Annotated in this window: 19 protein-coding genes; 17 read left to right on the top strand and 2 right to left on the bottom strand. The window is 62.7% G+C overall.

Annotated elements, in window-relative coordinates; all coding sequences use genetic code 11:
• Positions 1–51: 51 nt before the first annotated feature.
• Entirely contained in the window at positions 52–1,875 is a 1,824-nt protein-coding gene (locus ASD52_RS06820; protein ID WP_025425481.1) for a patatin-like phospholipase family protein, read from the bottom strand.
• Positions 1,876–2,003: 128 nt separating this feature from the next.
• On the opposite strand from ASD52_RS06820, the gene ASD52_RS06815 reads away from it, so the two are divergent.
• The 3 genes from ASD52_RS06815 to ASD52_RS06805 all read left to right on the top strand — a co-directional run bounded on the left by ASD52_RS06815 (position 2,004) and on the right by ASD52_RS06805 (position 4,629).
• Positions 2,004–2,615 carry a LysE family translocator gene (locus tag ASD52_RS06815; RefSeq protein ID WP_025425482.1) on the top strand — a complete coding sequence of 204 codons (612 nt, stop codon included), beginning with the start codon at positions 2,004–2,006 and terminating at the stop codon, positions 2,613–2,615.
• 107 nt (positions 2,616–2,722) lie between these two features.
• Positions 2,723–3,328 (top strand): recombination mediator RecR, encoded by a 606-nt coding sequence (recR, locus tag ASD52_RS06810; RefSeq protein ID WP_025425483.1) that lies wholly within the window; start codon positions 2,723–2,725, stop codon positions 3,326–3,328.
• Between the two features lie 62 nt (positions 3,329–3,390).
• Complete coding sequence (locus ASD52_RS06805; protein ID WP_025425484.1) at positions 3,391–4,629, top strand: lytic murein transglycosylase; 1,239 nt, start codon at positions 3,391–3,393, stop codon at positions 4,627–4,629.
• Between the two features lie 48 nt (positions 4,630–4,677).
• Here the strand turns inward: ASD52_RS06805 and ASD52_RS06800 are convergent, their stop codons facing one another.
• Positions 4,678–6,312, bottom strand: coding sequence for an MFS transporter (locus ASD52_RS06800; RefSeq protein WP_038575795.1), 1,635 nt, complete (start codon positions 6,310–6,312; stop codon positions 4,678–4,680).
• Positions 6,313–6,572: 260 nt separating this feature from the next.
• Between ASD52_RS06800 and rimP the strand changes: the two genes are divergently transcribed.
• The 14 genes from rimP (at position 6,573) to ASD52_RS39050 (ending at position 21,031) form a co-directional block, all read left to right on the top strand.
• Positions 6,573–7,208, top strand: a complete 636-nt coding sequence (gene rimP / locus ASD52_RS06795; RefSeq protein ID WP_081788827.1) for a ribosome maturation factor RimP — start codon at positions 6,573–6,575, stop codon at positions 7,206–7,208.
• A gap of 48 nt (positions 7,209–7,256) precedes the next feature.
• Positions 7,257–8,873 (top strand): transcription termination factor NusA, encoded by a 1,617-nt coding sequence (nusA, locus tag ASD52_RS06790; RefSeq protein ID WP_025425487.1) that lies wholly within the window; start codon positions 7,257–7,259, stop codon positions 8,871–8,873.
• Positions 8,873–9,571: an RNA-binding protein gene (locus ASD52_RS06785; protein ID WP_025425488.1), complete on the top strand. Its 699-nt coding sequence runs from the start codon at positions 8,873–8,875 to the stop codon at positions 9,569–9,571. Before nusA ends, ASD52_RS06785 begins: the two co-directional genes overlap by 1 nt.
• A gap of 105 nt (positions 9,572–9,676) precedes the next feature.
• The gene (gene infB, locus ASD52_RS06780; RefSeq protein ID WP_025425489.1) at positions 9,677–12,379 is read left to right on the top strand and encodes a translation initiation factor IF-2; all 2,703 of its coding nucleotides are present in this window, start codon (positions 9,677–9,679) and stop codon (positions 12,377–12,379) included.
• Positions 12,380–12,452: 73 nt separating this feature from the next.
• Positions 12,453–12,860, top strand: coding sequence for a 30S ribosome-binding factor RbfA (gene rbfA, locus ASD52_RS06775; RefSeq protein ID WP_025425490.1), 408 nt, complete (start codon positions 12,453–12,455; stop codon positions 12,858–12,860).
• 8 nt (positions 12,861–12,868) lie between these two features.
• Positions 12,869–13,804: a tRNA pseudouridine(55) synthase TruB gene (gene truB / locus ASD52_RS06770; protein WP_025425491.1), complete on the top strand. Its 936-nt coding sequence runs from the start codon at positions 12,869–12,871 to the stop codon at positions 13,802–13,804.
• A gap of 277 nt (positions 13,805–14,081) precedes the next feature.
• Positions 14,082–15,803, top strand: coding sequence for a sensor histidine kinase (locus ASD52_RS06765; RefSeq protein ID WP_025425492.1), 1,722 nt, complete (start codon positions 14,082–14,084; stop codon positions 15,801–15,803).
• Between the two features lie 43 nt (positions 15,804–15,846).
• Positions 15,847–15,975 (top strand): hypothetical protein, encoded by a 129-nt coding sequence (locus ASD52_RS40565; protein ID WP_255569776.1) that lies wholly within the window; start codon positions 15,847–15,849, stop codon positions 15,973–15,975.
• Positions 15,976–16,040: 65 nt separating this feature from the next.
• The gene (locus tag ASD52_RS06760) at positions 16,041–16,292 is read left to right on the top strand and encodes an SH3 domain-containing protein (protein ID WP_025425493.1); all 252 of its coding nucleotides are present in this window, start codon (positions 16,041–16,043) and stop codon (positions 16,290–16,292) included.
• Positions 16,293–16,462: 170 nt separating this feature from the next.
• The gene (gene rpsO / locus ASD52_RS06755) at positions 16,463–16,732 is read left to right on the top strand and encodes a 30S ribosomal protein S15 (RefSeq protein ID WP_025425494.1); all 270 of its coding nucleotides are present in this window, start codon (positions 16,463–16,465) and stop codon (positions 16,730–16,732) included.
• Positions 16,733–17,090: 358 nt separating this feature from the next.
• Positions 17,091–19,232 (top strand): polyribonucleotide nucleotidyltransferase, encoded by a 2,142-nt coding sequence (gene pnp / locus ASD52_RS06750; protein WP_025425495.1) that lies wholly within the window; start codon positions 17,091–17,093, stop codon positions 19,230–19,232.
• An 83-nt stretch (positions 19,233–19,315) separates the two neighbouring features.
• Entirely contained in the window at positions 19,316–20,332 is a 1,017-nt protein-coding gene (locus tag ASD52_RS06745) for a class I SAM-dependent methyltransferase (RefSeq protein ID WP_025425496.1), read from the top strand.
• A 165-nt stretch (positions 20,333–20,497) separates the two neighbouring features.
• Positions 20,498–20,719 carry a hypothetical protein gene (locus ASD52_RS06740; RefSeq protein ID WP_057223720.1) on the top strand — a complete coding sequence of 74 codons (222 nt, stop codon included), beginning with the start codon at positions 20,498–20,500 and terminating at the stop codon, positions 20,717–20,719.
• Positions 20,720–20,731: 12 nt separating this feature from the next.
• A complete protein-coding gene (locus ASD52_RS39050; RefSeq protein ID WP_025425498.1) occupies positions 20,732–21,031 on the top strand; it encodes a hypothetical protein in 300 nt (99 codons plus the stop codon).
• Positions 21,032–21,068: the final 37 nt, after the last annotated feature.

Genomic DNA, 21,068 nt, shown 5'->3' with positions numbered 1-21,068 from the left:
AAAACAAAGAGATAGATCATTTGTGCGGTTCCGTCCAAATCGGAAACGACTCTATGAGTCGGGCGCCGGTGCGGGAACGATCGGTTTCGCCGGAGTGGCGCCGCGCGGATTGGTGTCCATGCTGGCGGTGATGCGCAGATCGGCTTTCTGTGTAGAGGCCGGCGGTATCGGTCGTTGATCGAGCGCCGCGCCGATCTCGGCGAGCTTGAAGGCGAAATCGTTGAGCGCTGCGCGTTCGGCCTTGGACGACCCCACCAATCCGGTCGGGTCGTATTTCGTCAGGATCGTTGGATAGTCGGCGGTGCTGTCCGTCGGCGGCGCATTGTAGCGCGCCGAGAGCTTTCTGAGCGATTCCGCCAATGTCGGCAGCATCGTCAACGCTCTACGCCAACGGTGTTCGTTGAAGTCGAAATCGTTAAGAAGAGTCTCGCCGGCCTTTCCGCCGAGTGCGCTGAGATAGGCGACGGTTTCGCGATCCATATCCAGATTGAGCCCACCCTCCTTGTCGTCGTCGAGCCTGACTTCGACGATCCGCTCGCTGTAACCGTGCAGCTGGCTCTGCAGCGTGTCCTGCCAATTGCGCGCCGTGTCGAGGATGGCACCGACAAAGCCGAACAGCCCGTCGACCGGGTAGATGGGCGCGACCTTGCCTTCGGACGTCCTGCGCGGAAGATAGACGCGGCTTGCCCCGTCCGCGTCATCGCCGTGCCGCCGCTGATCATAACTGGCAAGCGAGATGCCGAAGGTCGGTCGCCCAGGCAGAAGGCCGTCAAAAAGGTGAATCGGAAAGTTGCTGGTGATGCCACCGTCGGAAAACAGACAGCGGATGTGCGTAGCGGGATCGCGCCGTGCGCTGCTTTTCAGCGAGTAGTCGTAGCGGTAAAGCGGCACGGCACGGATCAGCCCGGGAAAGCTCAGGCTCATCCGGGCGAGAATGGCCACGGGCAGCTTGTTTGCCGGCGGTAGCTGGTAGAAGTCCTTCGACCCATCGGCCGCGACGATGTCGCGTGGTTTGCTCTCCTTGAGCAGGTACGCCATGATCGAGGACGGAAACAACGCCTCGAACTCCGACTTGCGATAATTATGGACCCGGTCTCCGAATGGCAACTCGTAAGGACGGCGCGAGGAGAGGTCGGTGGTCACGCTTCTAAGCGTGATGTCGTGCGCCTCGAGGTCGCCAATTGTCAACGGCCTGTCCGAACCATCCTGCCGGAGGGGACCGGCTATCGCCTCTATTCTTTCGGAGATCCAGTTGGTGAAAGCCGGGTTCTTCATGCCCGGCTGGGTCAGGCCGCTGCAAAGACCGAAATCGTTGGCCGGCAAGAGCACCGCTACCGCCTGGTAGAATTGATAGAGGATCATCAAGATTGCGCCGGTCAAAGCGGTGACGATGCCGAGCAGTATTGTCGCGGCGCCGGTGCCGAGCACACCTGCAATAAGGATCAAAATGCCGGGTGCAGCGCCAAGCAACGCCGGCAGGGCAAAGACCCGCAGCGTCTCCAAGGCGCAGGCCATGGCCCTGCTGTGCTGGGTGCGAATGGCGGCCATGCCGATGCGAAAGAGGGGGGCCGTGTCGGCAGAGGGCTGAAAGAAGGTTGAAAGGTTTGCCGCCAGCTCGCCAGGCATGCCGTCGATGAGGGCAAAGCCGGCATTCTTCTCTTCCACCGTCGCGCCGGTTTGCCGCCGGTACTCCGCGGCCGCCGTCATCACGGCGGCGATCGCGCCAGCCGAAGTTCCGCCAATGTGCATGAAGCGGTAACGGGTTGCCAGTTCAGTGATGGCGCGCGGGAATACCACGCCGGAGGTGATGCCACCCTTCATGATGAGGTCGCACTCTTCGCTGGGTTTGGCGTAACGGAAAGTCGTATCGTTCATCGCACCCTCCATCTCCGAACAACAACATTAGATTGTGTTGATGTTCGATGCACGCAATTTCGCAGCGGCGGAAGGCTGGCGCCGACGGCAAAGCATGGTAATTTGCCGCCTCTCGAGGAGGATCGCGCATGACCATGACGTCCCTGCTTATGTTTGCCGGCGCCTTGCTGGTTGCGGCCGGCTCGCCCGGCCCGAGCGTCGCCGCCCTTGTGGCCCGCGTGCTTTCGAAGGGCGCGCGCGACGTTCTACCCTTCCTTGTGGCGCTCTGGATCGGCGAGGCCATCTGGCTGTCATTTGCGGTGGCGGGCCTGGCGGCGATTGCCGAAAGCTTCCATCTGCTGTTCGTTGCCATCAAGTGGCTGGGCGTCGCCTACCTGCTCTATCTCGCCTGGAAAATGTGGATGGCCGAACCGGATCTGCCCGGCGACAGCCTGCCGCAGTCGCGCTCACCCTCCAAGCTGTTCTTTGCCGGCCTGACGGTGACGCTCGGCAATCCCAAGGTGATGATGTTCTACGTCGCGTTGCTGCCCTCGATCATCGACCTGCGCTCGGTCACCTTGATCGGCTGGATGGAGCTGGTTGCGACGATGCTGGTGGTTCTGGTCGTGGTCGATTTCGGCTGGGTGACCATGGCCGCCAATGCGCGCAAGCTCCTGAAGAGCAAGCGCGCCGTTCGCCTCGCCAACCGCGCCAGCGCCGGAACCATCGCCGGGGCGGCCGTCGTCATCGCCACCCGTTGAGCCGTGCTTCGATGCGTCCGTGAGTTCCGGCGCAATGGAGGGCGGGAGCCGCGTGATATTCCGGCAAGGCGATTCCGTTTGTCGGCGATATGGGCTAAAAGCGCCGCATGGCAAAGCGAGTCACCGGTCCCGAAATCGAAAAACTGATCCAGCTTCTGGCAAAGGTGCCGGGGCTGGGGCCGCGTTCGGCGCGGCGCGCGGCGCTGCATCTGGTCAAGAAGAAGGACCAGCTGCTTGGGCCCCTGGCGGAAGCCATGGGCGAGGCCCATCGCAAGGTGCGCATCTGCTCGTGCTGCGGCAATGTCGACACGATCGATCCCTGTACGGTCTGCGCGGATGAACGCCGCGACCAGTCGGTGATCATCGTCGTCGAGGATGTCGCCGATCTCTGGGCGCTGGAACGGGCCGCGGCGATGAACGCCGCCTATCACGTGCTCGGCGGCACGCTGTCGCCGCTCGACGGCGTCGGCCCCGACGACCTCAACATCAAGGGGCTGGTGCAGCGCGTTGCCAATGGCGGCGTCCGCGAACTGATCATCGCCGTCAACGCCACGGTCGAGGGCCAGACTACCGCCCACTATATCACCGACCAGCTCGAGGGGATGGAGGTGAAGATCACGCGGCTTGCCCATGGCGTGCCTGTTGGCGGCGAACTCGATTATCTCGACGAGGGCACGCTGGCGGCCGCCCTTCGCGCCCGCACCTCGATCTGACACCTCGAATTGATCGGGGCTTTTGCCCCAACCGCCCGCGATCCAACCGATAGGGAAGCCGGATGCTGAGATTTCTATCACTGTCGACATTGTTGTTCTGCGTTTTCACGGGCTTCGCCCAGGCTGCCTCCAAGGCGGATGTCGAGAACCAGTTTCGCCAGTGGCTGCAGCGCGATCTCTGGCCGGAAGCCGAGAAGTCGGGTGTATCAGCGCGATCGTTCAAGGCCGCATTTGCTGACGTAAAGCTGAACTGGGACCTGCCCGATCTGGCCCCACCCGGCTTCCCCAAGCCGAAGGAGCAGAAGCAGAGCCAGGCGGAGTTTTCCTCGCCCGGCAGCTACTTCTCCGAAAAGCGGCTGCAGGGATTGGCGGCAACGGGGCGAAGCCTTGCTTCGACGCACGCGTCTACCCTGAAGCGGATCGAAAAGACCTATGGGGTTCCGGCATCGGTGGTCGTGGCGATCTGGGGCCGCGAATCCGGCTTCGGACGCGCGAAAATTCCCTATCCGGTCGTCGATGTCCTGGCGACCAAGGCCTTCATGTCGACCCGGCCGGATCTGTTCCGCCGCGAGTTGATCGCGGCCTTGCATATTCTGGACAGCGGCGACGTCGAAGAGGTGTCGATGCGCGGCTCCTGGGCCGGCGCCATGGGTCAGCCGCAGTTCATGCCGTCGAGCTTCCTGCAATATGCCGTCGATTTCGACGGCGACGGCCGCCGCGATATCTGGAACTCTGTTCCCGACAGCTTGGCGTCGATTGCCAACTATCTCGTCAAGAAGGGCTGGCAACGTGGCCGCGACTGGGGCTTCGAAGTGTCGATCCCGGCCGGCGTCTCCTGCGCACAGGAAGGTCCGGATCTTGCCCGGCCGATGTCCGATTGGGCGGCCAAGGGCATCACCCGCATTTCCGGAAAAGCCTTCCCGTCGCATGAGCGTTCGGCGCCGTCGATGATGTTGGTTCCGGCCGGCACTCATGGGCCGGAGTTCATCGTCACGCCGAATTTCTATGTGCTCAAGGAATACAACAACTCGGACCTCTATGCGCTGTTCATTGGCAACCTTGCCGATCGCATCGGCGCGGGTGGCGGTGCCTTCCGCGGCACCTGGGGCGATGTCGGCAACATGCTGCGCTCCGATGTCCTGGCGATGCAGAAGGCGCTGGTTGCCAAGGGCTACGACGTCGGCAAGGCCGATGGTCTGGCCGGCTACAAGACGCGCCGCTCGCTCGGCGACTGGCAGGCCAAGAACGGCCTGGCGCCGACCTGCTTTCCCGACGCCACGTTGAAAGCGAAGCTCCGGTAAGTCTGCTGCTGCCGGCGTGTTTACCCAATCCTAGGCGCGCGCTTCGCCTCAGTGCATGTCGACGTTCACCTGCCGCTTGTAGCGCTCGTAATGCGTCGGAACGATCGTCTGGCGCTCGATCATGCGATGCACCCGCGGTGGCGCTGCGCCGCGATGCAGCGCCGTCAGCTTGTCGCCGACCGAGGCGTCGGCTTGCGTCCGGCGCTGGTTATGGCGCACATATTCCACCCAGGTCGGCACATGGTAGGTTTCCGTCCAGGTGGTCGGAATTTCCAGATCGCGCATCAGCGCCCAATGGCCGGCGCCGTCGCGGATGCGGATGCGCCGCCGTTCGGCCATGGTCTCCAGAAACTCCGGTATGTCGGCATCGTCGATCTCGTAATCGATCATGATGACGATCGGGCCGCTGCGGGGTTTCAGGTCCAGCTCGAGCAGCGGCTCGTTGAAGCGGTTGAGCGGATCGAGGTTGAGCGACTTGAACTCGGGCAGCGGCAGGCGCAGGCCGATGACCGCACCCGCCAGCATCAACAGACAGGAGACAACAAGCGCATTGGTGGCACCATATTGCTCGGCCGTCGTGCCCCAGAGCCAGCTGCCGCCGGCAATGCCGCCGAAGGTCATGGTCTGGTAGAGCGACAGCGCCCGGCCGACCACCCAGCGCGGAGCCGAAAGCTGGACGGTGGTGTTGAACAGCGACAGGGCCAGCACCCAGGATGCGCCGGAGACCAGGAGCACGAGACAGCTGAGCCAGGCATAGGGGCTGAAGGCAATGACGACCGTGCTCACGGCAAAGCCGCCAAAAGCCAGGCGAACGATCGCTTCGCTCGACATCATTTCGCGCAGTCTTGCGCTCAGCAATGCGCCGCCGATCGCGCCGAGACCGAAGGCGCCGAGCATCAGGCCGTAGGTGAGCGGTCCGCCCTGGACGAGATCGCGCGCCACCAGCGGCAGAAGCGCGAGAATGGCGCTTGCCGAAAGGCCGAAGAGGAAACCGCGCACCAGCACCTTGCCGATATTGGGCGACATGACGACATAGCGCAGGCCTGCCGTAATCGCCCGGCCGAGCGTTTCGCGCGGCAGTGGGCTCATGGTCACTTCGCGCCGCCAGCGCATCAGCGCAAAGAGGATGGCGAAGTAGCTGAGCGAGTTGGCGGCAAAGGCCGCCGCTGCACCCGCCGTCGCCACGATCACGCCGCCGATCGCCGGGCCGACGCTGCGGGTGATGTTGAAGCCCATACTGTTCAGCGCCACGGCCGCCGGCAGGTCGTCGCGCGGAACCATGTCGCCGACCGAGGCCTGCCAGGAGGGGTTGTTGAGCGCCGTGCCGCAGCCGATCAGGAAGGTGAAGAGCAGGAGCAGCCACGGCGTAATGATGCCGAAATAGGCGCAGATGGTCAGAAGCGCCGACACCGTCAGCATGAAACACTGCGCCACCAGCATGATCCGCCGCCGGTCGAAATTGTCGGCAAGCGCGCCGGACACCAGCGAGAACATCATGATGGGAAGCGCGGTCGACGCCTGCACCAGCGCAACCATGTTGGCCGACGAGGAAATCGAGGTCATCAGCCAGGCGGCGCCGACCGACTGGATGAGGCCGCCGAAGTTGGAGGCGAGGCTTGCTATCCAGATGGTGCGGAAGATGTCGTGCTTGAAGGGGGCCAGTGGCGAAATACGGGTGGGCACCTCGTCTTCTCTCTCGTGTCTTTTGATTGCGATATCGAAGCGGTTCGTTGCCTGTTATAAACCTCGAAGGCCGAAGTGCCAGCCGCTGAAACTTGCCGTCGCATCGATTGCCTGCCATCCGCCCCGATCTGGCGGCTTCGGCCACCACCGGTCGAACACCTTGCAATTTGCGGCAACGAGGCGTATATGGGCCTCAAATTCTTGATCGGTAGATGAAGAGTGGGCCCGTCAGGACCCGCTCTTTTTTATTAGCCGGTCCCATGAGGAGACATCGTTTGTCCGATCCGACAACGGCTGAAAATGAAATTGAACCCCGCCTGATCACCGAGACCGGTCTTGATCAGCGCATCGCCGACATCATCGAACCGGTGCTGACGCCGATGGGCTATCGCCTGGTACGCGTGCGCATGTCCGGCCAGAACGGCATGACGCTGCAGATCATGGCCGAGCGCAACGACGGCACCATGACCGTCGAAGATTGCGAAGCGATCTCGATGGCCATTTCCCCGGTTCTCGATGTGGAAGATCCGGTCGACAAGGCGTATCATCTGGAAGTGTCGTCGCCCGGCATCGATCGCCCGATGGTGCGCAAGTCCGATTTCTTCCGCTGGCAGGGTCACCTGCTGAAATGCGAGACCTCGGTGCTGGTTGAAGGCCGCAAGCGTTTCCGCGGCAAGATCGTGTCCGTGGATGCGGATGGTTTCCAGATCGAGCGCGATCAGCCTGCTTATGGCGAGGAAGCGACGGTTACCATTCCTTTCACCACGCTTGCGGAGGCGCGGTTGATCCTGACCGACGACCTGATCCGCGACGCCCTGACGGCCGACAAGAAGGCCAAGGCAGCGCGCGCCGCGAACGAGAATTTTGAAGACGAAGATTCACCTATCGACGAATAAAAGCCGGGGCGGTGCTTGAGGCCCCCTGCAACCAGACGGAGACATGAGATGGCAGTCAGTGCTAACCGGCTCGAGCTTCTGCAGATCGCAGATGCAGTGGCACGCGAAAAGGTGATCGACCGCGAGATCGTTCTGGCCGCGATGGCCGATGCGATCCAGAAGGCCGCGCGCTCCCGCTATGGTTCGGAATCCAACATCCGTGCCGACATCAATTCCAAGACCGGCGAAATCCGCCTGCAGCGTCTGCTGGAAGTGGTCGAGAAGGCGGAAGACTATTCCACCCAGATCCCGCTTGAACTGGCCCGCGACCGCAACCCGGACGCCAAGCTCGGCGACTTCATTGCCGACCCGCTGCCGCCGATGGATTTCGGCCGTATCGCTGCCCAGTCGGCCAAGCAGGTCATCGTGCAGAAGGTTCGCGAAGCCGAGCGTGACCGCCAGTTCGACGAATTCAAGGATCGCGTCGGCGAGATCGTCAACGGCACCGTCAAGCGCGTCGAATACGGCAACGTCATCGTCGATCTCGGCCGTGGCGAAGGCATCATCCGTCGCGACGAGATGATCCCGCGCGAAAACATGCGTTACGGCGACCGCGTCCGCGCCTTCGTCTACGACGTTCGCCGCGAACAGCGCGGCCCGCAGATCTTCCTGTCGCGCACGCATCCGCAGTTCATGGTCAAGCTCTTCACCATGGAAGTGCCTGAAATCTACGACGGCATCATCCAGATCAAGTCGGTTGCCCGCGATCCGGGCTCGCGCGCCAAGATCGCCGTGATCTCGAACGACTCGTCGATCGATCCGGTCGGCGCCTGCGTCGGTATGCGCGGTTCGCGCGTTCAGGCCGTCGTCGGCGAACTGCAGGGCGAAAAGATCGATATCATTCCGTGGTCGCAGGATCCGGCATCGTTCATCGTCAACGCGCTGCAGCCGGCGGAAGTCGCCAAGGTCGTTCTCGACGAAGATGCGGAACGCATCGAAGTGGTGGTTCCGGACGAGCAGCTGTCGCTGGCCATCGGCCGCCGCGGCCAGAACGTTCGCCTCGCTTCGCAGCTGACCGGCTGGGATATCGACATCCTCACCGAGCAGGAAGAAAGCGAACGTCGCCAGAAGGAATTCAACGAGCGCACCAACCTGTTCATGGACTCGCTCGACGTCGACGAGATGGTCGGTCAGGTTCTGGCTTCCGAGGGCTTTGCGGCTGTCGAGGAGCTTGCCTATGTCGATCTCGACGAAATTGCCTCGATCGACGGCTTCGACGACGAAACGGCTACCGAAATCCAGACCCGCGCCCGCGAGTACCTGGACAGGCTGGAAGCTGAGATGGATGCCAAGCGCAAGGAACTCGGCGTTGCCGACGAACTGCGCACGATCAATGGCCTGACCAGCCCGATGCTGGTCGCGCTCGGCGAGGAAGGCATCAAGACCATCGAGGACTTTGCCGGTTGCGCCGCTGACGACCTGGTTGGCTGGAGCGAACGCAAGGACGGCGAGACCAAGCGCTTCGAGGGCACGTTCTCGAAGTTCGAAGTTTCGCGTGCCGACGCTGAAGCCATGATCGTTCAGGCTCGCCTTGCTGCCGGCTGGATCACGGAAGACGACCTCGCCGTCGAGCAGGAAGTAGATGAGGCGATCGAGGTTGCCGAAGGCGCGGAACAGGACGCCTGATGGCGACCACCGCATCGACTGACGCTGACGTTCTGCCTTCGGACAACGGTCCGAAGGACAAGAGCGGCAGCACCCGGACTTGCATCGTCACGCGCGAGAGTGGCTCSCCCGACGATCTGATCCGCTTCGTCGCCGGACCCGACGGCCGCATCGTTCCCGATCTGAAGCGTCAGCTTCCGGGGCGCGGCTGCTGGGTCAAGGCGGAGCGGGCGCTGGTCGAAAAGGCCATGGCGAAGAAGCTCTTCGCCCGGGCCTTGAAGGCCGACGTCAAGGTCGATGCGACGCTTGCCGATGACGTGGACAGGCTGCTCGTCGAGCAGCTTGCCGGAATGATGAACATGGCGCGCAAGGCGGCCCAGTTCATCTCCGGCGCGACGAAGACGGAGCAGGCAGTTCGTGGATTGGCGGCACTCGCCGTCTTCCACGCGAGTGATGCGGCAGCCGACGGCGTCCGCAAGATTGACCAGGCCCGCAAGGCGATGAGCTTTGTGGTTGAAGATGAAACGGAAATACCCGCGTTCCGCCCCTTCACGGCGGCGGAAATGGAGGGCCTTTTGGGAAGTAATGCTTTTATCCATGCCGCAACGCTTGCAGGGCAGGCGGGTGAGGGTGTAGTGAAGCGCGCAATCATGCTCGAAAAGTACCGTGGATCCGTCCCGGTCCGGGCCGAAGGCGGCGCTGGCAAGCCACAGCAATGACGCGCGTCACCGGCAAAATCCGGCATCGCGTACATTGTTTGAGACAATTTGGAAGACAGGGTCAGGTGATACGCATCCGGCCCTGATCGCTAGGAACGGAACGGAATGACCGACAACAACGACGACAAGACAGGCGGCGCAGCAGGCAAGAAGACGCTGACCCTGAAGCCCTCCGGGGTTTCGCAGGGGACCGTGCGTCAGGACATGGGCCGTGGCCGCACCAAGGCGGTCGTGGTCGAAACCAAGAAACGCCCCTTCCATCGCCCCAAGGACGAGCGCCCGATCACGCCGGTTGCCGCGGCTCCCGCCGCACGGCCGGCCGAACAGCGTCCGGCTCAGCCGCAGCCTTCGGGCCGCCCGGCCCCGCAGCCACAGCAGCACCAGACGCGCCAGGAAGCCAACCAGGCGAACCGTCCGCGCGTCGGTGTCGTTCTGAACCAGCTTTCCGCCGGTGAGATCGATGCGCGCCGCCGCGCTCTGGCCGAAGCCCAGATCCGCGAAGCTGAAGAAGCGGTCATCCGCGCCGAGAACGAAGCGCGCCGCAAGCGTGAGGAAGAAGCCCGTCTCCTGCAGGAGAAGGAAGACGCCGCACGTCGCGCCGCCGAGGAAGCAGCCCGCCCGGCTGTCGAGCCCGAAGCCAAGGCCGAAGAGGTTGTCGAAGAGCGCCCCGTGGCTGCTCGCGCACCTGCAGCCGGCGAGCGTCGCGTCGACAATCGCCCGCAGGCTGCACGGCCCGCCGCCGCCCCGGCAGCAGGTCTTCCGACGCCGGCACCGGCCGGTGCTCTGCGCGGCCGCAAGGTCGACAACGAAAAGGATGAGGATCGCAGCCCGCGCCCCGGCGCAGGTCCGGTTCGTGGCAAGGTCGTGCGTCCGGAGCCGGCAAAGCCGGTCACGCGCCCGAAGGGTGACGATGGTCGCCGCCAGGGCAAGCTGACGCTGACCACCGCTGCCGACGAGGATGCCGGCCAGCGCGCCCGTTCGCTGTCGGCGATGCGTCGCCGCCAGGAGAAGTTCAAGCGCAGCCAGATGCAGGAGACCCGCGAGAAGATTTCGCGCGAAGTCGTTCTGCCGGAAACCATCACGATTCAGGAACTGTCGCAGCGCATGTCCGAACGCGCCGTCGACGTCATCAAGTACCTGATGAAGGAAGGCCAGATGATGAAGCCCGGCGATCTGATCGATGCCGACCTGGCTGAACTCATCGCCGGCGAATTCGGCCACACCGTCAAGCGTGTTTCCGAGTCCGACGTCGAAGAAGGCATCTTCAACGTTTCCGACATCGAGGAAGAACTGGTCTCGCGTCCGCCGATCGTCACGATCATGGGTCACGTCGACCACGGCAAGACCTCGCTGCTCGACGCCATCCGTCATGCCAACGTGGTTGCCGGCGAAGCGGGTGGCATCACCCAGCACATCGGCGCCTACCAGGTCGAGCAGAACGGTAACAAGATCACCTTCATCGACACACCCGGCCACGCGGCGTTCACCGCCATGCGTGCCCGTGGTGCCCAGGCGACCGACATTGCCATCCTGGTGGTTGCGGCCGACGACAGCGTGATGCCGCAGACGATCGAATCCATCAACCACGCCAAAGCGGCCGGTGTTCCGATCATCGTGGCGATCAACAAGGTCGACAAGCCGGCGGCCAATGCCCAGAAGGTTCGCACCGAACTTCTGCAGCATGAAGTCTTCGTCGAATCCATGGGCGGTGAAGTTCTCGACGTGGAAGTCTCGGCGAAGAACGGCACCAACCTCGACAAGCTGCTCGAAGCGATCCTGCTCCAGGCCGAAATCCTCGACCTCAAGGCCAATCCGAACCGGACAGCCGAAGGTACTGTGGTTGAAGCCGAACTCGACCGTGGCCGCGGCGCCGTCGCAACCGTGCTCGTTCAGAAGGGTACGCTGCGTCCGGGCCAGATCATCGTTGCCGGCGACCAGTGGGGCCGTGTGCGCGCCCTGGTCAACGACAAGGGTGAACACGTCAAGGAAGCCGGTCCGTCGATGCCGGTCGAAGTTCTCGGCCTGTCGGGCACGCCGGCAGCAGGCGACAAGTTCGCCGTCGTCGAAAACGAAAGCCGCGCTCGCGAGATCTCGGAATACCGCCTGCGGCTTGCCCGCGACAAGGCAGTTGCCCGTCAGTCCGGTTCGCGCGGTTCGCTCGAGCAGATGATGACCCAGCTCCAGACCTCCGGTCTCAAGGAGTTCCCGCTCGTCATCAAGGGCGACGTGCAAGGCTCGATCGAAGCGATCGCCGGTGCGCTGGACAAGCTCGGAACCGACGAAGTGCGTGCGCGCATCGTCCATTCGGGTGCTGGCGGTATCACCGAGTCGGATATCTCGCTCGCAGAAGCATCGAACGCCGCCATCATCGGCTTCAACGTTCGTGCCAACAATCAGGCCCGTTCGGCAGCCGAGCGTGGAGGCATCGAAATCCGCTACTACAACATCATCTACGATCTGGTGGATGACGTTAAGGCGGCGATGTCCGGTCTGCTTTCGCCCGAGCGTCGCGAAACCTTCCTCGGCAACGCCGAGATCCTTGAGGTGTTCAACATCACCAAGGTCGGCAAGGTCGCGGGTTGCCGCGTCACCGAAGGCAAGGTCGAGCGCGGCGTCGGCGTCCGTCTGGTTCGCGACAACGTCGTCATCCACGAAGGCAAGCTCAAGACGCTCAAGCGCTTCAAGGACGAAGTCTCGGAAGTCAACGTCGGTCAGGAATGCGGTATGGCGTTCGAGAACTACGAAGACATCCGCGCAGGCGACACGATCGAGTGCTTCCGCGTCGAACACATCACGCGGACGCTGTAAGATCCGTCCGATTAGAAATTGTGCGGGCGCCGGGTTATCCTTCGGCGCTCGCATTTTTTTGAGGTATTGACCAATGACCAGAGCCACATCCTCTGCCCCCTCCCAGCGCATGCTGCGCATCGGTGAACAGGTGCGCGCCGCGATCACGCAGGTTCTACAGCGGGGCGACGTCCGCGATCCCGTGATCGAGAAGACGCTGATCGCGATCTCCGAAGTGCGCATGTCGACCGACCTGAGGATCGCGACCGCCTTTGTGACGCCGCTCGGCGTTCCCAATCATGCTGAGGTCATCGAGGCGCTGAACAAGAACGCCAAGTACATTCGCGGCCGCCTCGGCCCGCATTTGCGCCAGTTGAAGTACATGCCCGAAGTTCGCTTCCGCGACGATACCAGCTTCGACAACTACAAGAAGATCGATGCCCTGCTTCGTTCGCCCGAAGTCAGCCGCGACCTCGATCCGAATACCGACGACGAAGAATAGAAGAGTTCATGTCCAAACCGCGTAAACCCAAGGGCCGTCCGATCTCGGGCTGGCTGATCCTCGACAAGCCGCTCGATTTCGGCTCGACCGAAGCCGTTTCCAAGATCAAGTGGCTGTTCAAGGCGCAGAAGGCCGGCCATGCCGGCACGCTCGATCCACTGGCGTCCGGCATGCTGCCGATCGCTCTTGGCGACGCGACCAAGACCGTCCCCTATGTCATGGATGGCCGCAAGATCTATGAATTTACGGTCGCCTGGGGCGAAGAGCGCTCGACCGACGATCTCGAAGGCCAGGTGACGCATTCTTCGGACGCACGCCCGACCGAAGAGGCGATCCGCGCCCTCTTGCCGAACTATACCGGCGTTATCAGCCAGGTGCCGCCGCAGTTCTCTGCGATCAAGATCGACGGCGAGCGCGCCTACGATCTCGCCCGCGATGGCGAGACCGTCGATATCCCGGCACGCGAAGTCGAGGTGTTCCGCCTGACGCTGCTCGGCGCCGCGCCCAATCTCGCCCAGTTCGAGATCGAATGCGGCAAGGGCACTTATGTTCGCTCGATCGCCCGCGACATGGGCCGCGATCTAGGCTGTTTCGGCCACATCGCTTCGCTGCGGCGCACCTTCGTCGCGCCGTTCGGCGAGGATGACATGGTGCCGCTCGCCGATCTGGTGGCACTCGAAAAGATCGAAGACGAGGACGAGCGGCTGGCAGCCCTCGATGCGTTCGTCATCGAAACCGGCGAGGCGCTGTCCAGCCTGCCGCATATCGCCGTCAGCGACGACCAGGCGCATCGGCTGAAGATGGGCAATCCTATCATCCTGCGTGGCCGAGACGCGCCTCTGGCAACGCCAGAAGCCTATGCGACCACCCGCGGCAAGCTGATCGCCATCGGTGAGATCGCCGAAGGCGAGTTCCGCCCGAAGCGGGTCTTTGCCGTCGGCTGATCGCTTCGATCGCCACATTTGCCTTTGCCGCATCGCTGACGCATGATCCCGCCCAAGGGCTTGGGGCTGCTTCGAAACGGTTCCGTTTCCAGCTCGCAAGCAGGCGCTCGTCGCCTGCTGTCGCCCGTTTCGGCCGCCGTCCGGCGGTCATGGCTGCTGCATGATTTTCCGGATCGGCATTGATTTGGAGCGAGGATTATGACGCAGTTTTAAGGTGTTGCGGTGGCCTTCGCGCGCTATATTCGACGCGCGACGCTGTGGTTGAAAGGCGGTGCATTTGGCGCAGGTTTCGCAAGAGGGAAGGGAGACTGCCGTGGGTCGCCTGGCGACAGCTCTCGATTTCGTTCGTCACCGCATGACGCGGCCTTTCCGTTTCTACCTGACTTCGCTGCTGCTGATCGCGATCGTTCCCGCGTTCATCTTTTCGCTCGTGGTGCTGAAGCGCAGCGTCGACGCACAGGAGCAGGTCATCACCGCGCTGCTGCAGGCCTCGACCGGATCGGTGACGCGCATCGTCGAGCGCGACGTCGAGGGAATGCTGACGACGCTGAAGGTGCTGTCGACCGCACCGGCGATGGAGGGCGGCGACATGGAGGCCTTCTATCGCAGGGCCTCGACGGCGCTCGCCGATACCGATTCCTATCTGATCGTCATCGACCGCAAGCACAATCAGCTCATGAACACCCGGGTGCCCTTTGGCACGCCGCTCGCCAAGGCCTCCGATCCCGCCTCCGTCGAGCGGGCCTTCACCAACAATGGTGCGCCGCTGGTCTCGAACGTCTTCTTCGGCCAGACGGCCGAAAAGTGGGTCTTCAACGTTTATTTGCCGGCGAAGCTTCCAACCGGCGAGGAATACCTGCTCGCTCTGACGCAGAACGCCGAGAGCATGGCCAAGGCCGTGAACCGCGAAACGCTGTCGCCCGGCTGGAACGCCGCTCTGGTCGACGGCAACGGCAAGGTCATCATTTCCTCCGACACCGGGGTCAAGGCGGGTGAACCGTTCTTCCTCGACAAGGTGCCGGCGATCAGCATCGGCGTGCGCAACATCACCGAAAACGGTACCGCCTATCGGGTGGCAACGGAGTTCTCCGTCGTGACCGGCTGGCGGATCATCGCCTGGGCGCCGCGCACCACGGTCGATGCGCCGGCCACCTGGTCCTTCCTGTGGCTGTCGCTTGGCGGCATCATCTTTGCCGGCATTGCCATTGCGGGATCGCTGGCGATCGCAAGGCTTCTGTCGCAAGGGGTGAAACTGGTCGCGCTCGACGCACGCCGCCTCGGCGCCGGCGAGCGCATCGAGCCGCGCCCGCATATGATCGCCGAAGTCGAGACCGTATCCGCAGCCCTTGCCAAGGCCGCGGCGTCGCGCACCAAGGCCGAGGGCGAGATCCGCTTCCTGATGCGCGAGGTTGCCCACCGCTCGAAGAACCAGCTGACGGTGATCCAGTCGATGCTGAATCAGTCGGTGCATTCGGCCGAAAGCGTCGCCGACTTCGCGGACTCCTTCCGCAAGCGCATCGCCGGCCTTGCTCGCTCGACAGATCTGATGATTGCCAACGCCGCCCAGGGCGTCGATTTCCGCGAGCTTGCCCAGAACCAGCTGCAGCCGTTCACCCCGGATGATCCCAAGCGTGTGGTCCTGTCGGGCCCGCCCCTAAGGCTCGACACGGAGAGCGCACAAACGCTCGGCATGGCGCTGCATGAACTGGCCACGAACGCCACGAAGTATGGTGCGCTTGCCAATACCACCGGTGTCGTCAAGCTCAGCTGGTCGCTGTCCGACGAGGGCATCGCCGTTCGTTGGCGCGAGGAGGGGGCCGACATCGAGGCGCAGACGAACCCGACCCGCAAGGGCTTTGGAACGCTGGTGCTGGAGCGTATGCTCGGGATGGCGCTGAAGGCCGAATTAGAACGGATCATGCATCCCGACGGCATCGAGTGGCGGATCAACATCCCGCGGAATGCCAAGGGTGGCGAAGGGGACGACGCGGAGCCTTGAGACGCATTCGGTTTTGAACGGTTGGTTTTGAAAAGGGGCAGGAATGCGGGGCTGGACAGGTCGCATCGGCATTCTCTCAGTCGTGTTGAGCCTGATGGCTGCGGCACCCGCCGCCGGCCAGGATGTGGCCTGTGTCGTCTCAGACCCGACCGGCACGCCGCTTACTGCATAATTCCTTAAATCGGATCCGATTTAAGGATAAAATTATGCAGCAGGTCTAAAGCGTTACAGCGTCCTTTGCGCGTCATATTTGACGCGCGGCGCCGTAATGTCCGCACGGAACCGAACGGCCGGATCGTCATGACATTGGCCAATGGCAGCAAGGTTCGCCGGGTCGGCGAACGCCGGCATGCCGGCAGGGGCTGGGCGCTGGTTTCGAGCGTTGCCGGCGAACTCGGATGGGTGTTTGCCGCCTATCTCGACTGTGTCCCGGTTGATGGCGACCAGCTGAAGTCGGCGCCGATGCGCCCGCGACCGTCAGGCAATTGAGAGGCGGCCGGCCATCGCTGAAGAGCCATTTTCATGACCCTTTCCTTTTTCATCCAATTCGGTTATAGGCACGCCAGCAAAAGGCGCATGCCCGTTGCATTCACGGCCGCAGCTGGACGACATCCCGGCTGAAGGCGTCCCTAAATCCTCGAAATCGAAAGGATCATCCGATGTCGATTGCTGCAGAGCGTAAGGCTCAGCTCATCAAGGAATATGCAACCGTTGAAGGCGACACCGGTTCTCCGGAAGTCCAGGTAGCTATCCTGACGGAACGGATCAACAACCTGACCGAACACTTCAAGGGCCACAAGAAGGATAACCATTCCCGCCGTGGTCTTCTCGCGATGGTTTCCAGCCGTCGTTCGCTCCTCGACTATCTGAAAAAGAAAGACGAAGCGCGCTACACCAAGCTGATTGGTGCCCTCGGCATCCGTCGCTAAGCGACTTGCCCGGCGGATCGCATGCGGTCCGCCGGCCTTTTTTATTATGGAGCGCAGAGCGCTCAGGAAATGAACTCTCCGCAAGCGCACTAGGCGCACACAAGGAGAGGTATCCAGCGGGCCGGATGGGCCGGATCCGCGGATCAACCGATGGCCCGTCATGGGGCAGGATTGCAGGATGCTTCGGCGCCTGCTTGCAGAACCCGCTGCAGAGCAGCCAGGTCTTGCAAAGCGGAAAGCGGCCGGTCTCTTTTGAAGCCTCCCGTTGTCTTGCCCGTGATGCGCCATACCAGGCGGTTTTTCGACCACCCGCGCTGCAACAGCCGCGGAAAGGTCTGCCGCACACGAAGGACAGAACATGTTCGATACCCATAAGGTTGAAATCGAATGGGCTGGGCGTCCGCTCAAGCTCGAAACCGGCAAGGTCGCCCGTCAGGCTGACGGCGCCGTTCTCGCCACCTACGGCGAAACCGTCGTTCTCGCCACCGTCGTTTCGGCCAAGTCGCCGAAGCCGGGCCAGGACTTCTTCCCGCTGACCGTCAACTACCAGGAAAAGACCTACGCCGCCGGCAAAATCCCGGGCGGCTACTTCAAGCGCGAAGGTCGTCCGAGCGAGAACGAAACGCTGGTTTCGCGTCTGATCGACCGCCCGATCCGCCCGCTTTTCCCCGATGGCTACAAGAACGACACCCAGGTCATCGTCACGGTCATGCAGCATGACCTCGAAAACAATCCCGACATCCTGTCGATGGTTGCAGCTTCCGCTGCGCTGACGCTGTCCGGCATCCCGTTCATGGGCCCGATCGGCGGCGCGCGCGTCGGCTACATCAACGGCCAGTACGTTCTTAACCCGCATCTCGATGAGATGGACGAGTCGACCCTCGACCTCGTCGTCGCCGGCACGCAGGAAGCCGTGCTGATGGTCGAGTCGGAAGCCAAGGAACTGGCCGAAGACATCATGCTCGGCGCCGTCGTATTCGGCCAGAAGGGTTTCCAGCCGGTCATCGACGCCATCATCAAGCTCGCTGAAGTTGCCGCCAAGGAGCCGCGCGAATTCGAACCGGAAGATCATTCCGCTCTCGAAAACGCCATGCTTTCGCTTGCCGAAGACGAACTGCGCAATGCCTACAAGATCACCGAGAAGGTTGCTCGCTACGTTGCCGTCGACGCTGTCAAGGCGAAGGTAAAGGCGCACTTCCTGCCGGAAGGCATCGAGCCGGCGCATACGCCTGAGGTTATCGGCGCTGTCTTCAAGCACCTGCAGGCCAAGATCGTTCGTTGGAACATCCTCGACACCAAGAGCCGCATCGACGGCCGCGATCTCGAAACCGTACGTCCGATCGTCTCGGAAGTCGGTCTTCTGCCGCGTACCCACGGTTCGGCGCTCTTCACCCGCGGTGAAACCCAAGCGATCGTCGTTGCCACGCTCGGCACCGGCGAAGACGAACAGTACGTTGACAGCCTGACCGGCATGTACAAAGAACGCTTCATGCTGCACTACAACTTCCCGCCCTTCTCGGTCGGTGAAACCGGTCGCATGGGCTCCCCGGGCCGCCGCGAAATCGGTCACGGCAAGCTCGCCTGGCGCGCTATCCGCCCGATGCTGCCGGAAGCCGAGCAGTTCCCCTACACGCTGCGCGTCGTTTCCGAGATCACCGAATCCAATGGCTCGTCGTCGATGGCGACGGTCTGCGGCACCTCGCTCGCTCTCATGGATGCAGGCGTTCCTCTGGCAAAGCCGGTTGCCGGTATCGCCATGGGCCTGATCAAGGAAGATGAGCGCTTCGCCGTTCTCTCCGACATCCTCGGCGACGAAGATCACCTCGGCGACATGGACTTCAAGGTTGCAGGCACCGACGCCGGCATTACCTCGCTCCAGATGGACATCAAGATCGAGGGCATCACCGAAGAGATCATGGGCATTGCGCTCAACCAGGCCAAGGGCGGCCGTCTCCACATCCTCGGCGAAATGGCCAAGGCCATCTCCGAAAGCCGCGGCCAGCTCGGCGAATTCGCACCGCGCATCGAAGTGATGAACATCCCGGTCGACAAGATCCGTGAAGTCATCGGCTCCGGCGGCAAGGTCATCCGCGAAATCGTCGAAAAGACCGGCGCCAAGATCAACATCGAAGACGACGGCACCGTGAAGATCGCTTCTTCTTCGGGCAAGGAAATCGAAGCGGCCCGCAAGTGGATCCACTCGATCGTTGCCGAGCCGGAAGTCGGCCAGGTCTACGAAGGCACCGTTGTCAAGACCGCCGACTTCGGCGCCTTCGTCAACTTCTTCGGCGCCCGTGACGGCCTCGTCCATATCTCGCAGCTTGCCTCGGAGCGCGTTGCCAAGACCACCGACGTCGTCAAGGAAGGCGACAAGGTCTGGGTCAAGTTGATGGGCTTCGACGAGCGCGGCAAGGTTCGCCTTTCCATGAAGGTCGTCGACCAGGCGACCGGCAAGGAAGTTGCTGCAGAAAAGAAGGGTGACGGCGAAGCCGCTGAATAAGCGGTCTCTACCCGAACGCATTCGGGGCGCGGAGCGGATCGCTCCGCGCCCTTTTCTTGTACTGATATCGACGGAAGAAACCGATGAGCCGAGACGCATTGAAGACCCTGTTCCACCCGTTCGAAACCGGGGTTATCGACCCGCCGGGCGAGGGCGAGCGTGTGCTCTTCCTCGGTGCTGAGGCGGGCTACAGGCTGCCCGAGGGCTTCGGGGCGTCGATCGCTTCCGTCCAGCCGCTAAGGCCGCTGTATCGCGCCCTTGAGGCCGAGCGCGCCGACGTGGCGCCTGTGGTCACCGGTGAGGACTACGACGTCGCGCTGATCCTGTGCGGCAAGCACAAGGGTGAAAACGAGGACCGCATCGCCGAGGCGCTGAAGCGCACGCGCGACGGCGCGCTCATCGTCGTTGCCGGCGGCAAGGAAGATGGCATCCAGTCGCTGAAGAAGCGCATCGCCAAGTTCGAATGGGATGGCGATCACCTGCCGAAATATCACGGCGTCGCCTTCTGGTTCACCCGACCGGAAGACGTCACCGACGCTGTTCAGAAACTTGCCAAGGTGCCGGTCCGGGTCGACGGCCTGTTCGCAGCTTCTCCGGGCATGTTCTCGCACGATCGCATCGATGCCGGCTCCGAACTGCTGGCCTCGCGCCTGCCGCGCGACTTCAACGGCCATGCCGCCGATTTCGGCGCCGGCTGGGGCTATCTCGCGGTCAAGCTCGCCGAAGCGTCGCCCGGCACGAAGGGCATCGACCTCTTCGAGGCCGACCACGATGCGCTGGAGGCGGCCCGCGTCAACATGCCGGCAAACGCTCCGCGCATGCCGGCGCGCTTCTACTGGTTCGACCTGACGAGCGAAGAGCCGCGCGACAAATACGATCTCATCGTCATGAACCCGCCGTTCCACGAAGGCCATGCCGCCGAACCGGCGCTGGGCGTGGCGATCATCAAGGCGGCGCACAAGGCGCTGAAGCAGGGCGGCAAGGTCATGCTGGTCGCCAATCGCGGCCTGCAGTATGAGCAGGTGCTCGCCGAGACCTTCAAGGAATATGGCGAGACCTGCCGCAACGCACGCTTCAAGGTTCTCTGGGGCAAGCGCTGAGCCGCAATCGAAGTCAAGCAAGGAGCCGGGTTCGTCGCCCGGCTCTTTCGTTTTTGGGTGTGCGCCTCATCCGTCGGCGTGAAGGCAAAAGATTGCCTGTTGCCATCATCCTTGATCGGGCTCACCATGCTCGCTGCCGATGTGTCTCGTCGAAGGATGGGTGCCATGACGTGGGGAGTGAACAGGCCGCCTTTGACCGAGGATGCGGCCGAAGCCATCGCCAAGGATATAAAGCACGCCGAGGGGCACGGAGCCACCTCGGAAGTGCCCCTGTCGTTCCTGAAGAGCCTCTACCGTCTGCCGCTGGATCCGGCGCGGCGCACGCGTACCGGCCTGGTCGTGCTGGCGATCATCGTCGTCCTGCTTGTCCTGTTTCTCTGGCCTTGAACCTTTCGGTCCATGACGACGCCCGCAGCCAGTGACGTCGGCGTTGACGCGATCGCCAGCGGAAAAAACCTCTCTTTTCTCACGCTTGTCTCGGAAGGGGCGTCGATACAAGGCGCCCCAGCGGCGCTTTTGAACGGCATTGCCGGTTACGCCCCCTGGAGCGGCTGTGGCGTCGCAAACGTCGGCTATCGAGACAGCCCCGTCGTCCGGAATGGCCCAGCGATCCACGATGTGAGTGCTGTTGCCCTCCGTTTTCGTGTCGTGCTATCGTTGGTGTTATTCCATGACAACGCAACCAGAATTGTCGCCTGACATTTGTTTCGACAGTCACATTTGCCGCATGGATTTT

The organism is Ensifer sp. Root142 (assembly GCF_001426785.1).
Lineage (GTDB): Bacteria > Pseudomonadota > Alphaproteobacteria > Rhizobiales > Rhizobiaceae > Ensifer > Ensifer canadensis.
The sequence above is the reverse complement of the archived record's forward strand: the minus strand, read 5'-3'. Positions and strand labels throughout refer to the sequence as shown.

What these genes read in the sequence shown, in the direction of transcription:
- ASD52_RS06820 (WP_025425481.1), bottom strand. Translation starts at nt 1,875, where the DNA reads ATGAACGATACGACTTTCCGTTACGCCAAACCCAGCGAAGAGTGCGAC.
- ASD52_RS06815 (WP_025425482.1), top strand. Translation starts at nt 2,004, where the DNA reads ATGACCATGACGTCCCTGCTTATGTTTGCCGGCGCCTTGCTGGTTGCG.
- recR (WP_025425483.1), top strand. Translation starts at nt 2,723, where the DNA reads ATGGCAAAGCGAGTCACCGGTCCCGAAATCGAAAAACTGATCCAGCTT.
- ASD52_RS06805 (WP_025425484.1), top strand. Translation starts at nt 3,391, where the DNA reads ATGCTGAGATTTCTATCACTGTCGACATTGTTGTTCTGCGTTTTCACG.
- rimP (WP_081788827.1), top strand. Translation starts at nt 6,573, where the DNA reads ATGAGGAGACATCGTTTGTCCGATCCGACAACGGCTGAAAATGAAATT.
- nusA (WP_025425487.1), top strand. Translation starts at nt 7,257, where the DNA reads ATGGCAGTCAGTGCTAACCGGCTCGAGCTTCTGCAGATCGCAGATGCA.
- infB (WP_025425489.1), top strand. Translation starts at nt 9,677, where the DNA reads ATGACCGACAACAACGACGACAAGACAGGCGGCGCAGCAGGCAAGAAG.
- rbfA (WP_025425490.1), top strand. Translation starts at nt 12,453, where the DNA reads ATGACCAGAGCCACATCCTCTGCCCCCTCCCAGCGCATGCTGCGCATC.
- truB (WP_025425491.1), top strand. Translation starts at nt 12,869, where the DNA reads ATGTCCAAACCGCGTAAACCCAAGGGCCGTCCGATCTCGGGCTGGCTG.
- ASD52_RS40565 (WP_255569776.1), top strand. Translation starts at nt 15,847, where the DNA reads ATGCGGGGCTGGACAGGTCGCATCGGCATTCTCTCAGTCGTGTTGAGC.
- rpsO (WP_025425494.1), top strand. Translation starts at nt 16,463, where the DNA reads ATGTCGATTGCTGCAGAGCGTAAGGCTCAGCTCATCAAGGAATATGCA.
- pnp (WP_025425495.1), top strand. Translation starts at nt 17,091, where the DNA reads ATGTTCGATACCCATAAGGTTGAAATCGAATGGGCTGGGCGTCCGCTC.
- ASD52_RS06745 (WP_025425496.1), top strand. Translation starts at nt 19,316, where the DNA reads ATGAGCCGAGACGCATTGAAGACCCTGTTCCACCCGTTCGAAACCGGG.
- ASD52_RS06740 (WP_057223720.1), top strand. Translation starts at nt 20,498, where the DNA reads ATGACGTGGGGAGTGAACAGGCCGCCTTTGACCGAGGATGCGGCCGAA.
- ASD52_RS39050 (WP_025425498.1), top strand. Translation starts at nt 20,732, where the DNA reads ATGACGACGCCCGCAGCCAGTGACGTCGGCGTTGACGCGATCGCCAGC.